The organism is Pseudomonas sp. p99-361 (genome assembly GCF_003935475.1).
GTDB classification, from domain to species: domain Bacteria; phylum Pseudomonadota; class Gammaproteobacteria; order Pseudomonadales; family Pseudomonadaceae; genus Aquipseudomonas; species Aquipseudomonas juntendi.
In genome coordinates this window covers 139,057-150,485 of record NZ_RHQO01000004.1, presented here as the reverse complement: position 1 = coordinate 150,485, position 11,429 = coordinate 139,057, and the positions used below count along the sequence as shown (strand labels likewise).

The window sequence follows — 11,429 nt, the reverse complement described above, 5'->3', positions numbered from 1 at the left end:
AAGACCATCGCAATGGAAGACGGTCTGCGCTTCGCTATCCGTGAAGGCGGTCGTACCGTCGGCGCCGGCGTCGTAGCCAAAATCATCGAGTAATCTCTCGACCGATTGAAAAAACCCCCGCTCAGCGGGGGTTTTTTTTATTGGGTTGACACTAAATGGGGGCGTCTATAGAATCACGCCTCCTTTTAGCGGGCGTAGTGCGTCCGTTGGGAACAGCCTGGAGTCTGAAATCCAATGCAAAATCAGCAAATCCGTATCAGGTTGAAGGCTTTCGACCATCGCCTGATCGACCAATCCACCCAGGAAATCGTGGAAACCGCGAAACGTACTGGTGCACAAGTGCGTGGTCCAATTCCACTGCCTACCCGCAAAGAGCGTTTCACCGTTCTGGTTTCCCCGCACGTCAACAAAGACGCGCGTGACCAGTACGAGATCCGCACTCATAAGCGTGTTCTGGACATCGTCCAGCCAACGGATAAAACCGTTGACGCGCTGATGAAGCTTGATCTGGCGGCAGGTGTGGAAGTACAGATCAGCCTCGGCTAAGACTTCGGTCTAGTCGTGTAACGCTCTGAAATGGGCGGCCATAGCGGGTGAAAGCCCCGTACACTCATGAGGTTTACAACATGACTATTGGTGTAATCGGTCGCAAGTGCGGTATGACCCGCATTTTCACCGAAGAAGGTGTCTCCATTCCGGTCACGGTCATTGAGATCGAGCCGAATCGCGTCACCCAGTTCAAAACTGAAGAAACCGATGGCTACCGTGCAGTGCAAGTCACTGTCGGCGAGCGTCGTGCTTCGCGTGTGACTGCCGCTCAGGCAGGCCACTTCGCCAAGGCCAACGTTGCCGCTGGTCGCGGTGTTTGGGAGTTCCGTCTTGAAGAAGGCGATTTCCAGGCTGGCGATCTGATCAAAGCTGAACTCTTCACTGCAGGCCAGCTGGTTGACGTTACTGGTCAGTCCAAAGGTAAAGGCTTTGCCGGTACCATCAAGCGCTGGAACTTCCGTGGTCAGGACAACACCCACGGTAACTCCGTGTCGCACCGTGTTCCTGGTTCCATCGGCCAGTGCCAGACTCCTGGTCGTGTGTTCAAGGGCAAGAAAATGTCCGGTCACATGGGCGCCGAGCGCGTGACTGTTCAGTCCCTGGAAGTAGTTCGCGTAGACGCTGAACGCAACCTGCTGCTGATCAAAGGTGCCGTACCTGGCGCTACTGGTGGCGACGTGGTTGTACGTCCAGCTGTCAAGGCTCGCGGTTAAGGGGAAACTGACATGCAACTTAATGTAAATGACGCTCAGGCGATCGAAGTTTCCGAACTGACTTTCGGTGGCGAATTCAACGAGACGCTGGTTCACCAAGCAGTCGTGGCCTACATGGCTGGCGGCCGTCAGGGTACCAAGCAGCAGAAGACCCGTTCCGACGTGGCTGGTGGCGGTAAGCGCCCATGGCGTCAGAAGGGTACTGGCCGTGCTCGTGCTGGTACCACTCGTGGTCCGATCTGGCGTGGCGGTGGTGTAACCTTCGCAGCTCGCCCTCAAGATCACTCGCAGAAGCTCAACAAGAAGATGTACCGCGCAGCACTGCGCTCCATCCTCGCTGAGCTGGTGCGTAGCGACCGTCTGGTCGTGGTTCAGGACTTCGCTGTTGAAGCGCCAAAAACCAAAGATCTGCTGAACAAGCTGAACGGCATGGGTCTGAGCGATGTTTTGATCGTTTCCGACGCTGTTGATCAGAACCTGTACCTGGCTGCTCGTAACCTGCCGCACGTCGATGTACGTGACGTACAAGGTTCCGACCCGGTCAGTCTGATCGCATACGAGAAAGTGTTGATCACTGTCTCGGCCGTGAAGAAATTCGAGGAGCTGCTGGGATGAACCAGGAACGCGTATTCAAAGTCCTCCTTGGCCCGCACGTTTCCGAGAAGGCTACCGTTCTGGCTGAGAAAAAAGGCCAGTTCGTATTCAAGGTTGCTACCGATGCAACCAAGCTGGAAATCAAGAAAGCTGTCGAAGGCCTGTTCAACGTAAAAGTTGAAAACGTGTCGACTGTTAACGTTCTGGGTAAAACCAAGCGTACCGCACGTGGTCTGGGCAAGCGTAATGACTGGAAGAAGGCGATCGTCTCCCTTCAGCCAGGCCAAGATCTCGATTTCAGCAGCAGTGCTGAGTAAGGAAGGGGTGCATCATGGCAATCGTTAAATGCAAACCGACTTCCCCTGGCCGCCGTTTCGTGGTCAAGGTGGTCAACAAGGAGCTGCACAAAGGCGCTCCTCACGCACCGCTGATCGAGAAAAAATCGAAGTCTGGTGGTCGTAACAACAATGGCCGTATTACCACTCGTCACGTTGGTGGTGGTCATAAGCAGCATTACCGTCTGGTCGACTTCCGTCGCAACGACAAAGATGGCATCCCAGCCACTGTCGAGCGTATCGAATACGACCCGAACCGTACTGCTCACATCGCCCTGCTGTGCTACGCAGACGGTGAGCGTCGCTACATCATCGCCCCTAAAGGCGTGAGCGCTGGCGACCAGCTGATCGCAGGTGCACTGGCCCCAATCAAGGCCGGTAACTCCCTGCAGCTGCGCAACATTCCAGTAGGTAGCACCATCCACGGCATCGAACTGAAGCCGGGTAAAGGTGCACAGATCGCTCGTTCCGCTGGTGCTTCGGCTCAGCTGATCGCTCGCGAAGGTGTCTACGTGACCCTGCGTCTGCGCTCTGGTGAAATGCGTAAAGTCCTGGCTGAGTGCCGTGCGACCCTGGGCGAAGTCTCGAACTCCGAGCACAGCCTGCGTTCGCTGGGTAAAGCTGGTGCCAAACGCTGGCGCGGCGTTCGCCCAACCGTTCGTGGTGTTGCCATGAACCCGGTTGACCACCCACACGGTGGTGGTGAAGGTCGTACCTCCGGTGGTCGTCATCCGGTATCGCCATGGGGCTTCCCAACCAAGGGTGCTAAAACCCGTGGTAATAAGCGTACCGACAACATGATCGTCCGTCGTCGCAAGTAACTAGAGGGATACGACAGTGCCACGTTCTCTGAAAAAAGGTCCTTTTATCGATCTTCACCTGCTGAAGAAGGTCGAAGTGGCGGTGGAGAAGAATGATCGCAAGCCAGTTAAAACCTGGTCGCGTCGTTCGATGATCCTGCCACAAATGGTCGGTCTGACCATCGCGGTACACAACGGTCGTCAACATGTCCCAGTTCTGGTGAACGAAGACATGGTCGGCCACAAACTGGGCGAGTTCGCCGGTACCCGCACCTATCGCGGGCACGTGGCTGACAAGAAAGCCAAGCGTTAAGGGGTAAGGAAATGGAAGTAGCCGCTAAGTTGTCGGGCGCTCGAATCTCCGCCCAGAAAGCCCGCTTGGTCGCCGACCAGATCCGCGGGAAGAAGGTGGGCGAAGCGCTCAACCTGTTGGCCTTCAGCAGCAAAAAAGCTGCTGAAATCATGAAGAAAGTCCTCGAGTCGGCCGTAGCCAACGCCGAACACAACGAAGGCGCAGACGTTGATGACCTGAAGGTCTCCACCGTCTTCGTCAACGAAGGGCGTTCGCTGAAGCGCATCATGCCACGTGCCAAAGGCCGTGCTGATCGCATCGTCAAGCGGTCTTGCCATATCACTGTCAAGGTTGCGGACAAGTAACGGAGTCGATCAGATGGGTCAGAAAGTACATCCCACTGGCATTCGCCTGGGAATCGTCAAGGAGCACACCTCCGTCTGGTACGCAGACGGTGCTACTTACGCAGATTACCTGTTGAAGGATCTGAAAACGCGTGAGTACCTCCAAGACAAACTAAAAAGCGCGTCCGTAAGCCGTATCGATATTCATCGTCCGGCTCAAACTGCACGCATCACCATCCACACCGCTCGTCCAGGTATCGTTATCGGGAAGAAAGGTGAAGATGTCGAGAAGCTGCGTCAGGACCTGACCAAGCAGATGGGTGTGCCTGTGCACATCAACATCGAAGAGATCCGCAAGCCGGAACTCGACGCTATGCTGGTTGCGCAGAGCGTAGCTCAGCAGCTGGAACGCCGCGTAATGTTCCGTCGCGCCATGAAGCGCGCCGTACAGAACGCCATGCGTATTGGTGCCAAGGGCATCAAGATCCAGGTGAGCGGTCGTCTCGGCGGTGCTGAGATTGCTCGTACCGAGTGGTATCGCGAAGGTCGTGTGCCGCTGCACACCCTGCGTGCCGATATCGACTACAACACCTACGAAGCTCACACCACTTACGGTGTGATCGGTGTGAAGGTTTGGATCTTCAAAGGCGAAGTTATTGGTGGTCGCCAAGAAGAACTGAAACCACAAGCACCAGCGCCTCGTAAAAAAGCTGCTAAGTAAGGGGTACGCCAAATGTTGCAACCAAAGCGTACAAAATTCCGCAAGCAGATGACTGGCCACAACCGTGGTCTGGCACTGCGCGGTAGCAAAGTCAGCTTCGGCGAATTCGCCCTGAAAGCTGTTGCTCGCGGTCGCCTCACCGCTCGCCAGATCGAGTCCGCACGTCGTGCGCTGACCCGTCACGTTAAGCGTGGCGGCAAGATCTGGATCCGTGTGTTCCCGGACAAGCCGATCTCCAAGAAGCCTCTCGAGGTTCGTATGGGTAAAGGTAAGGGTTCCGTGGAGTACTGGGTTGCCCAGATCCAGCCAGGCAAAGTCCTGTACGAGATCGAGGGTGTTTCTGAAGAGCTGGCGCGCGAAGCTTTCGCCCTGGCTGCTGCAAAGCTGCCTCTCGCCACCTCCTTTGTTAAGCGGACGGTGATGTGATGAAAGCGAATGAACTTCGTGAAAAATCGGCACAGCAACTGAACGAGCAACTGCTCGGCTTGCTGCGCGACCAGTTCAATCTGCGTATGCAGAAAGCAACTGGCCAGTTGGGGCAGTCGCACCTGCTCTCGCAAGTTAAGCGTGACATCGCTCGCGTGAAAACTGTGCTCAACCAGCAGGCAGGTAAGTGATCATGGCTGAAGCTGAAAAAACCGTCCGTACGCTGACTGGCCGTGTCGTCAGCGACAAAATGGACAAGACCATCACCGTTCTGATCGAGCGTCGCGTTAAGCACCCGATCTACGGTAAATACGTTAAGCGTTCGACTAAGCTGCACGCGCACGACGAAACCAACCAGTGCAAAATCGGCGACAAGGTTTCCATTACCGAAACCCGTCCGCTGGCCAAGACCAAGTCCTGGGCACTGGTTGAAGTCCTCGAACGCGCTGTTGAAGTCTAAGGGCTAGGGGTCGGAGAAATTTTATGATTCAGACTCAATCCATGCTCGATGTGGCCGATAACAGCGGCGCTCGTCGCGTCATGTGCATCAAGGTGCTCGGCGGCTCGCACCGCCGTTACGCCGGCATCGGTGACATCATCAAAGTAACCGTCAAGGAAGCAATTCCGCGCGGTAAGGTCAAAAAAGGCCAGGTGATGACTGCTGTTGTCGTCCGTACCCGTCACGGTGTACGTCGCGCTGACGGTTCCATCATTCGTTTCGACGGCAACGCTGCTGTTCTGCTGAACACCAAGCAAGAGCCGATCGGCACTCGCATCTTCGGGCCAGTGACCCGTGAACTTCGTACCGAGAAGTTCATGAAGATCGTCTCGCTCGCCCCTGAAGTGCTGTAAGGAGATCCGACATGCAAAAGATTCGTCGTGACGACGAGATCATCGTGATCGCCGGCAAAGACAAAGGTAAGCGCGGTAAGGTGCTGAAGGTTCTGGCTGATGACCGTCTGGTCATCGGTGGCGTGAACCTGGTCAAGCGTCATACCAAGCCTAACCCGATGGCGGGCGTACAGGGCGGTATCGTCGAGAAAGAAGCGCCTCTGCACGCTTCCAACGTTGCCATCTTCAACGGTGAAACCAACAAGGCTGATCGCGTTGGCTTCAAAGTAGAAGACGGTAAAAAAATTCGTGTCTTCAAGTCGACCCAAAAAGCGGTTGATGCTTGAACACTGCTAGGTAGAAGACCATGGCACGACTGAAAGAGATTTACCGGAACGAAATCGCTCCTAAGCTTAAGGAAGAACTTAAGCTGTCGAACGTGATGGAAGTTCCGCGCGTTACCAAGATCACCCTGAACATGGGTCTGGGCGAAGCGATCGGCGACAAGAAAGTCATCGAGCACGCTGTTGCCGACCTGGAAAAGATCACCGGTCAAAAGCCGGTTGTGACTTTCGCTCGCAAGTCCATCGCTGGCTTCAAAGTCCGCGAAGGCTGGCCTATCGGCGTCAAGGTGACCCTGCGTAGCGACAAGATGTACGAATTCCTGGACCGCCTGCTGGCGATCTCCCTGCCTCGGGTCCGCGACTTCCGCGGCCTGAATGCCAAGTCCTTCGATGGCCGTGGCAACTACAGCATGGGCGTGAAAGAGCAGATCATCTTCCCGGAAATCGACTACGACAAGATCGATGCTCTGCGCGGTTTGGACATCACCCTGACCACCACTGCTCGTTCGGACGACGAAGGCCGCGCTCTGCTGCGTGCTTTCAAGTTCCCGTTCCGCAACTGATTGGAGTAGGAAAATGGCCAAGAAGAGCATGAAAAACCGCGAGCTGAAGCGTCAGCTCACGGTAGCCAAGTTCGCTAAGAAGCGTGCTGAACTGAAAGCGACCATCGTCAACGTCAACGCCTCTCCTGAAGAGCGTTTCGCTGCCGTAGTCGCTCTGCAGAAGCAGCCACGCGACGCTAGCGCTTCGCGCCTGCGCAACCGTTGCCGCCTGACCGGTCGTCCTCACGGTGTATACCGTAAGTTCGGCCTGGGCCGTAACATGCTGCGTCAAGCTGCAATGCGCGGTGACGTACCAGGTCTGGTCAAGGCCTCCTGGTAATCGCTGCAGGCAAGATCCCGGCGCAAGGGGAGCAATCTTCCGACCGCCGGTGACCTTGCCATCAAACAAGCCCCTACATGGGGCTTGTTTCGTTTCTACCTTGTGTCTAGAATGACCGGCTCACCTGAGCCTGGGGTTTTCCCCTGCCTGTTCGGGTGGTTGTGATAGCCGCAAGGCTAATAATTCTTGTATCAGGAGCATCTAGCCCATGAGTATGCAGGACCCGTTAGCGGACATGCTAACTCGCATCCGTAATGCCCAGATGGCTGAAAAGTCCGTCGTAAGCATGCCTTCCTCCACCCTGAAGGTCGCGGTTGCCAAAGTTCTGAAAGACGAAGGTTACATCGCTGGCTACCAGGTAACTGGTGAGGCCAAGCCTTCCCTGTCGATCGAACTGAAGTATTTCGAAGGCCGTCCGGTCATCGAAGAACTGAAGCGCTCCAGCCGTCCAGGCCTGCGCCAGTACAAGTCCGTCGCAGAGCTGCCGAAAGTACGTGGCGGTCTGGGCGTGTCTATCGTCTCCACCAACAAAGGTGTGATGACTGATCGCGCTGCGCGCGCTGCCGGTGTCGGCGGCGAAGTTCTGTGCACAGTGTTCTAAGGGGAGATAGGCATGTCTCGCGTCGCTAAGAACCCCGTTAAGCTGCCAGCAGGCGTCGAAGTCAAATTCGCCGGCCAGCAGCTTTCGGTGAAGGGTGCCAAAGGCACTCTCGAACTGAACGTTCACTCGTCTGTTGAAGTTACCGAAGAATCTGGCGAGCTGCGTTTCGTCGCTCGCAACGGTGACCAGCAAGCTCGCGCCATGGCCGGTACCACCCGCGCTCTGGTGAACAACATGGTCCAAGGCGTAAGCCAAGGCTTCGAGCGCAAGCTCCAGCTGGTCGGTGTTGGTTACAAGGCACAGGCTAAAGGCACCGTCCTGAACCTGGCTCTGGGCTTCTCGCACCCAGTGGACTACGAACTGCCAGCCGGTATCACCGCTGAAACCCCAAGCCAGACCGACATCCTGATCAAGGGTATCGACAAGCAGCTGGTGGGTCAGGTGGCCGCTGAAATCCGCGACTTCCGTCCGCCAGAGCCTTACAAAGGTAAAGGTGTGCGTTACGCGGACGAAGTAGTCCGTCGTAAAGAAGCCAAGAAGAAGTAGGGCCTAGTAAATGACCGACAAAAAAGTTATTCGACTGCGTCGCGCTCGCAAAGCACGTCTCAAGATGCACGAACTCGAAGTCGTGCGCCTGTGCGTGTTCCGCTCCTCGCAGCACATCTACGCCCAGGTCATTTCGGCCGACGGCAGCAAGGTTCTGGCAAGCGCCTCGACCTTGGACAAAGAACTGCGTGATGGCGCCACTGGCAACATCGACGCGGCCACTAAGGTTGGCAAGCTGGTAGCTGAGCGTGCGAAAGCCGCCGGTGTATCTCAAGTTGCCTTTGACCGTTCCGGCTTCAAGTACCATGGCCGCGTCAAAGCGCTGGCTGATGCTGCTCGTGAAGGCGGGCTGGAGTTCTAAGTTATGGCAAATAACGATCAAAAGCGCGACGAAGGCTACATCGAGAAGCTGGTTCAAGTTAACCGCGTTGCCAAAACCGTAAAAGGCGGCCGTATCTTCACCTTCACCGCGCTGACCGTGGTAGGTGATGGTAAAGGTCGTGTCGGCTTCGGCCGTGGCAAATCGCGCGAAGTACCAGCCGCGATCCAGAAAGCCATGGAAGCTGCCCGTCGCAACATGATCCAGGTTGACCTGAAGGGCACTACCCTGCAGTACGCCACCAAGGCTGCCCACGGCGCCTCGAAGGTTTACATGCAGCCTGCTTCGGAAGGTACCGGTATCATCGCCGGTGGCGCAATGCGTGCTGTCCTGGAAGTTGCTGGTGTTCAGAACGTTCTGGCCAAGTGCTACGGTTCGACCAACCCAGTGAACGTGGTTTACGCCACCTTCAAGGGTCTGAAAGCCATGCAATCTCCTGAATCCATTGCTGCCAAGCGCGGCAAGAGCGTCGAGGAGATCTTCTGATCATGGCAACCGTAAAAGTAACGCTGATCAAGAGCGTCTCGGGCCGTCTGCCTAACCACAAACTGTGTGTTAAAGGCCTGGGTCTGCGTCGCATCGGTCACACTGTAGAAGTCCAGGATACTCCCGAGAACCGCGGGATGATCAACAAGGCTTACTACATGCTGAAGGTCGAGGGCTAATCGATGAAACTCAATGATCTGAGTCCAGCGCCGGGTTCCCGTCGCGAGAAGCATCGTCCAGGTCGTGGTATCGGTAGCGGTCTGGGTAAGACCGGCGGCCGTGGCCACAAAGGTCAGACTTCCCGTTCGGGTGGTTCGATCGCTCCTGGCTTCGAAGGCGGTCAACAGCCGCTGCACCGTCGTCTGCCGAAGTTCGGCTTCGTTTCCCTGAAAGCCATGGACCGCGCTGAAGTGCGTCTGTCCGAGCTGGCCAAAGTGGAAGGCGACGTGATCTCCGTGCAATCCCTGAAGGATGCCAACGTGATCAACCAGCACATTCAGCGTGTGAAAATCATGCTGTCTGGCGAAGTTACTCGCGCAGTCACCATCAAGGGTATCGCAGCCACCAAGGGTGCGCGTGCGGCTATCGAAGCAGCTGGCGGCAAATTCGAGGAATAAATGGCTAAGCAAGGTGCTCTCTCTTCGCTCGGTAAGGGCGGGATGTCGGAACTCTGGGCTCGTCTGCGCTTTCTGTTCATGGCGATCATCGTCTATCGGATAGGCGCACATATCCCGGTGCCTGGCATCAATCCGGACCGTCTGGCGGATCTGTTTCGGCAGAATGAGGGGACCATTCTTAGCTTGTTCAACATGTTTTCCGGTGGCGCGCTCGAGCGCATGAGCATCTTTGCACTGGGGATCATGCCGTACATCTCGGCATCGATCATCATGCAGCTGATGACTGCGGTCAGCCCGCAACTGGAGCAGTTGAAGAAGGAAGGTGAAGCTGGCCGTCGCAAGATCAGCCAGTACACCCGCTACGGCACCGTTATCCTGGCACTGGTTCAAGCCATTGGCATGTCCATTGGCCTGGCCAACCAGGGCGTGGCGTTTTCTGTAGGCCTGGGCTTCCATGTCGTCGCCGTCTCCACCTTCGTGGCGGGCGCGATGTTCATGATGTGGCTGGGCGAGCAGATCACCGAGCGCGGTGTGGGCAACGGTATCTCGATGTTGATCTTCGCGGGTATCGTTGCCGGTCTTCCGAGAGCAATCGGGCAGTCTTTCGAGTCTGCACGTACAGGCGATATCAACATTTTCGCCCTGGTCGCAATCGGTTTGCTGGCAGTAGCGATTATCGGTTTCGTGGTGTTCATTGAGCGTGGTCAGCGTCGTATCGCCGTTCACTACGCCAAGCGTCAGCAGGGCCGCAAGGTCTTCGCTGCGCAGACCAGCCACTTGCCGTTGAAGGTGAACATGGCGGGGGTTATCCCGGCCATTTTCGCGAGCAGCATTTTGCTGTTCCCGGCTTCGCTGGGTGCCTGGTTCGGTCAGTCCGAAGGTATGGGCTGGCTGCAGGACATCTCGCAGTCGATCGCTCCTGGTCAGCCGTTGAACATTCTGCTGTTTAGTGCAGGGATCATTTTCTTCTGCTTCTTCTACACAGCGTTGATGTTCAACCCGAAAGACGTAGCGGAAAACCTGAAGAAGTCCGGTGCCTTTATTCCGGGTATCCGTCCTGGTGAGCAGTCGGCACGCTACATTGATGGCGTACTGACCCGTTTGACCATGTTCGGTGCTCTTTACATGATGGCCGTCTGCCTTCTGCCCCAGTTCCTGGTGGTGGCAGCAAATGTGCCGTTCTACCTTGGCGGGACCTCGTTGCTGATTGTGGTAGTGGTTGTGATGGACTTCATGTCCCAAGTACAATCGCACCTCGTTTCGCACCAGTACGAATCCCTGATGAAGAAAGCCAACCTGAAAGGCTACGGTGGCAGCGGCCTGCTGCGCTGATACGCCCCTAAGGTTCGAGGAGTCGGTAATGAAAGTTCGTGCATCGGTGAAAAAGCTGTGCCGTAACTGCAAGATCATCCGTCGCGAAGGCGTCGTACGAGTGATCTGCAGCGCGGAACCGCGTCACAAACAGCGCCAAGGCTGAGTGTGATCTGCGCTTCAAACCCAGCAGCTAGTGTGCTGCTGGGTTGATTATTCGTTTCTACAGCGATATTATCTCGCGCCCTATTTCTTGGCTTCCGGGGCGTAGGTAGCTGTCAATTGGAGTCCCACTGAATGGCCCGTATTGCAGGCGTCAACATTCCAGATAACAAGCATACTGTTATCTCGCTGACCTACATCTATGGTGTCGGTCGCACAACTGCACAGAAGATCTGTGTAGACGCTGGTGTAAATCCAGCCGCAAAGATCAAGGATCTGAGCGACGAGCAAATCGAAACCCTGCGTGGCGAAGTCGCGAAGTTCACCACTGAAGGTGACCTGCGTCGTGACGTCAACATGAAGATCAAGCGCTTGATGGACCTGGGTTGCTACCGCGGCCTGCGTCATCGTAAAGGTCTGCCGGTTCGCGGTCAGCGCACCAAGACCAACGCACGCACCCGTAAGGGCCCGCGTAAGCCGATCCGCAAGTAATCGC

At 56.1% G+C, this 11,429-nt stretch carries 24 protein-coding genes and 1 pseudogene; all 25 read left to right on the top strand.

What is annotated here, in order from left to right; translation table 11 throughout:
- Nucleotides 1–93, top strand: a pseudogene (locus EGJ22_RS03750) (elongation factor Tu); the annotation flags it as partial.
- Between the two features lie 141 nt (nt 94–234).
- Nucleotides 235–546, top strand: a complete 312-nt coding sequence (rpsJ, locus tag EGJ22_RS03745) for a 30S ribosomal protein S10 (RefSeq protein ID WP_003186070.1) — start codon at nt 235–237, stop codon at nt 544–546.
- 80 nt (nt 547–626) lie between these two features.
- Complete coding sequence (gene rplC / locus EGJ22_RS03740; RefSeq protein WP_003255486.1) at nt 627–1,262, top strand: 50S ribosomal protein L3; 636 nt, start codon at nt 627–629, stop codon at nt 1,260–1,262.
- Between the two features lie 12 nt (nt 1,263–1,274).
- Nucleotides 1,275–1,877, top strand: coding sequence for a 50S ribosomal protein L4 (rplD, locus tag EGJ22_RS03735; RefSeq protein WP_003255485.1), 603 nt, complete (start codon nt 1,275–1,277; stop codon nt 1,875–1,877).
- Nucleotides 1,874–2,173: a 50S ribosomal protein L23 gene (gene rplW / locus EGJ22_RS03730; RefSeq protein ID WP_003255484.1), complete on the top strand. Its 300-nt coding sequence runs from the start codon at nt 1,874–1,876 to the stop codon at nt 2,171–2,173. The genes rplD and rplW overlap by 4 nt, the downstream gene beginning before the upstream one ends.
- A gap of 14 nt (nt 2,174–2,187) precedes the next feature.
- A complete protein-coding gene (gene rplB / locus EGJ22_RS03725) occupies nt 2,188–3,012 on the top strand; it encodes a 50S ribosomal protein L2 (RefSeq protein ID WP_003255483.1) in 825 nt (274 codons plus the stop codon).
- Nucleotides 3,013–3,028: 16 nt separating this feature from the next.
- Complete coding sequence (rpsS, locus tag EGJ22_RS03720) at nt 3,029–3,304, top strand: 30S ribosomal protein S19 (protein ID WP_003255482.1); 276 nt, start codon at nt 3,029–3,031, stop codon at nt 3,302–3,304.
- A gap of 11 nt (nt 3,305–3,315) precedes the next feature.
- Complete coding sequence (rplV, locus tag EGJ22_RS03715; protein ID WP_003103908.1) at nt 3,316–3,648, top strand: 50S ribosomal protein L22; 333 nt, start codon at nt 3,316–3,318, stop codon at nt 3,646–3,648.
- 13 nt (nt 3,649–3,661) lie between these two features.
- Nucleotides 3,662–4,348, top strand: a complete 687-nt coding sequence (gene rpsC / locus EGJ22_RS03710; RefSeq protein ID WP_003255481.1) for a 30S ribosomal protein S3 — start codon at nt 3,662–3,664, stop codon at nt 4,346–4,348.
- 12 nt (nt 4,349–4,360) lie between these two features.
- The gene (rplP, locus tag EGJ22_RS03705; protein WP_003255479.1) at nt 4,361–4,774 is read left to right on the top strand and encodes a 50S ribosomal protein L16; all 414 of its coding nucleotides are present in this window, start codon (nt 4,361–4,363) and stop codon (nt 4,772–4,774) included.
- Nucleotides 4,774–4,965 (top strand): 50S ribosomal protein L29, encoded by a 192-nt coding sequence (gene rpmC / locus EGJ22_RS03700; protein WP_002555481.1) that lies wholly within the window; start codon nt 4,774–4,776, stop codon nt 4,963–4,965. Before rplP ends, rpmC begins: the two co-directional genes overlap by 1 nt.
- A 2-nt stretch (nt 4,966–4,967) precedes the next feature.
- Entirely contained in the window at nt 4,968–5,234 is a 267-nt protein-coding gene (gene rpsQ, locus EGJ22_RS03695) for a 30S ribosomal protein S17 (protein WP_023534981.1), read from the top strand.
- Between the two features lie 23 nt (nt 5,235–5,257).
- Nucleotides 5,258–5,626, top strand: a complete 369-nt coding sequence (rplN, locus tag EGJ22_RS03690; RefSeq protein ID WP_008089810.1) for a 50S ribosomal protein L14 — start codon at nt 5,258–5,260, stop codon at nt 5,624–5,626.
- A gap of 11 nt (nt 5,627–5,637) precedes the next feature.
- Entirely contained in the window at nt 5,638–5,952 is a 315-nt protein-coding gene (gene rplX / locus EGJ22_RS03685) for a 50S ribosomal protein L24 (RefSeq protein ID WP_003255476.1), read from the top strand.
- A 20-nt stretch (nt 5,953–5,972) separates the two neighbouring features.
- Nucleotides 5,973–6,512, top strand: coding sequence for a 50S ribosomal protein L5 (gene rplE, locus EGJ22_RS03680; protein ID WP_003255474.1), 540 nt, complete (start codon nt 5,973–5,975; stop codon nt 6,510–6,512).
- Between the two features lie 13 nt (nt 6,513–6,525).
- Nucleotides 6,526–6,831, top strand: a complete 306-nt coding sequence (gene rpsN, locus EGJ22_RS03675) for a 30S ribosomal protein S14 (RefSeq protein ID WP_009681970.1) — start codon at nt 6,526–6,528, stop codon at nt 6,829–6,831.
- A gap of 208 nt (nt 6,832–7,039) precedes the next feature.
- A complete protein-coding gene (gene rpsH / locus EGJ22_RS03670; protein WP_009681971.1) occupies nt 7,040–7,432 on the top strand; it encodes a 30S ribosomal protein S8 in 393 nt (130 codons plus the stop codon).
- 12 nt (nt 7,433–7,444) lie between these two features.
- Nucleotides 7,445–7,978: a 50S ribosomal protein L6 gene (gene rplF, locus EGJ22_RS03665; protein WP_009681972.1), complete on the top strand. Its 534-nt coding sequence runs from the start codon at nt 7,445–7,447 to the stop codon at nt 7,976–7,978.
- A 10-nt stretch (nt 7,979–7,988) separates the two neighbouring features.
- Entirely contained in the window at nt 7,989–8,339 is a 351-nt protein-coding gene (gene rplR / locus EGJ22_RS03660; protein WP_009681973.1) for a 50S ribosomal protein L18, read from the top strand.
- A gap of 3 nt (nt 8,340–8,342) precedes the next feature.
- A complete protein-coding gene (gene rpsE / locus EGJ22_RS03655) occupies nt 8,343–8,843 on the top strand; it encodes a 30S ribosomal protein S5 (RefSeq protein WP_003255465.1) in 501 nt (166 codons plus the stop codon).
- A 2-nt stretch (nt 8,844–8,845) separates the two neighbouring features.
- The gene (gene rpmD, locus EGJ22_RS03650; protein ID WP_003255463.1) at nt 8,846–9,022 is read left to right on the top strand and encodes a 50S ribosomal protein L30; all 177 of its coding nucleotides are present in this window, start codon (nt 8,846–8,848) and stop codon (nt 9,020–9,022) included.
- A 3-nt stretch (nt 9,023–9,025) separates the two neighbouring features.
- Complete coding sequence (gene rplO / locus EGJ22_RS03645) at nt 9,026–9,460, top strand: 50S ribosomal protein L15 (protein WP_003255461.1); 435 nt, start codon at nt 9,026–9,028, stop codon at nt 9,458–9,460.
- Nucleotides 9,461–10,792 carry a preprotein translocase subunit SecY gene (gene secY, locus EGJ22_RS03640; protein WP_003257108.1) on the top strand — a complete coding sequence of 444 codons (1,332 nt, stop codon included), beginning with the start codon at nt 9,461–9,463 and terminating at the stop codon, nt 10,790–10,792.
- Between the two features lie 28 nt (nt 10,793–10,820).
- Nucleotides 10,821–10,937, top strand: coding sequence for a 50S ribosomal protein L36 (gene rpmJ / locus EGJ22_RS03635; protein WP_002555468.1), 117 nt, complete (start codon nt 10,821–10,823; stop codon nt 10,935–10,937).
- A gap of 131 nt (nt 10,938–11,068) precedes the next feature.
- On the top strand, nt 11,069–11,425 hold the full coding sequence (rpsM, locus tag EGJ22_RS03630) for a 30S ribosomal protein S13 (protein ID WP_009681976.1): 357 nt from the start codon (nt 11,069–11,071) through the stop codon (nt 11,423–11,425).
- Nucleotides 11,426–11,429 lie beyond the last annotated feature (4 nt).

Excerpts from the sequence above, each read along its gene's own strand:
- rplR (WP_009681973.1), top strand. The coding sequence starts at position 7,989 with ATGACCGACAAAAAAGTTATTCGACTGCGTCGCGCTCGCAAAGCACGT.
- rpmJ (WP_002555468.1), top strand. The coding sequence starts at position 10,821 with ATGAAAGTTCGTGCATCGGTGAAAAAGCTGTGCCGTAACTGCAAGATC.
- rpsH (WP_009681971.1), top strand. The coding sequence starts at position 7,040 with ATGAGTATGCAGGACCCGTTAGCGGACATGCTAACTCGCATCCGTAAT.
- rpsM (WP_009681976.1), top strand. The coding sequence starts at position 11,069 with ATGGCCCGTATTGCAGGCGTCAACATTCCAGATAACAAGCATACTGTT.
- rplX (WP_003255476.1), top strand. The coding sequence starts at position 5,638 with ATGCAAAAGATTCGTCGTGACGACGAGATCATCGTGATCGCCGGCAAA.
- rpmD (WP_003255463.1), top strand. The coding sequence starts at position 8,846 with ATGGCAACCGTAAAAGTAACGCTGATCAAGAGCGTCTCGGGCCGTCTG.
- rpsQ (WP_023534981.1), top strand. The coding sequence starts at position 4,968 with ATGGCTGAAGCTGAAAAAACCGTCCGTACGCTGACTGGCCGTGTCGTC.
- rplW (WP_003255484.1), top strand. The coding sequence starts at position 1,874 with ATGAACCAGGAACGCGTATTCAAAGTCCTCCTTGGCCCGCACGTTTCC.
- rpsJ (WP_003186070.1), top strand. The coding sequence starts at position 235 with ATGCAAAATCAGCAAATCCGTATCAGGTTGAAGGCTTTCGACCATCGC.
- rpmC (WP_002555481.1), top strand. The coding sequence starts at position 4,774 with ATGAAAGCGAATGAACTTCGTGAAAAATCGGCACAGCAACTGAACGAG.
- rplC (WP_003255486.1), top strand. The coding sequence starts at position 627 with ATGACTATTGGTGTAATCGGTCGCAAGTGCGGTATGACCCGCATTTTC.
- rplF (WP_009681972.1), top strand. The coding sequence starts at position 7,445 with ATGTCTCGCGTCGCTAAGAACCCCGTTAAGCTGCCAGCAGGCGTCGAA.
- rpsC (WP_003255481.1), top strand. The coding sequence starts at position 3,662 with ATGGGTCAGAAAGTACATCCCACTGGCATTCGCCTGGGAATCGTCAAG.
- rplO (WP_003255461.1), top strand. The coding sequence starts at position 9,026 with ATGAAACTCAATGATCTGAGTCCAGCGCCGGGTTCCCGTCGCGAGAAG.
- rplD (WP_003255485.1), top strand. The coding sequence starts at position 1,275 with ATGCAACTTAATGTAAATGACGCTCAGGCGATCGAAGTTTCCGAACTG.
- rpsE (WP_003255465.1), top strand. The coding sequence starts at position 8,343 with ATGGCAAATAACGATCAAAAGCGCGACGAAGGCTACATCGAGAAGCTG.
- rplV (WP_003103908.1), top strand. The coding sequence starts at position 3,316 with ATGGAAGTAGCCGCTAAGTTGTCGGGCGCTCGAATCTCCGCCCAGAAA.
- rplB (WP_003255483.1), top strand. The coding sequence starts at position 2,188 with ATGGCAATCGTTAAATGCAAACCGACTTCCCCTGGCCGCCGTTTCGTG.
- rplN (WP_008089810.1), top strand. The coding sequence starts at position 5,258 with ATGATTCAGACTCAATCCATGCTCGATGTGGCCGATAACAGCGGCGCT.
- rpsN (WP_009681970.1), top strand. The coding sequence starts at position 6,526 with ATGGCCAAGAAGAGCATGAAAAACCGCGAGCTGAAGCGTCAGCTCACG.
- rplE (WP_003255474.1), top strand. The coding sequence starts at position 5,973 with ATGGCACGACTGAAAGAGATTTACCGGAACGAAATCGCTCCTAAGCTT.
- rplP (WP_003255479.1), top strand. The coding sequence starts at position 4,361 with ATGTTGCAACCAAAGCGTACAAAATTCCGCAAGCAGATGACTGGCCAC.
- secY (WP_003257108.1), top strand. The coding sequence starts at position 9,461 with ATGGCTAAGCAAGGTGCTCTCTCTTCGCTCGGTAAGGGCGGGATGTCG.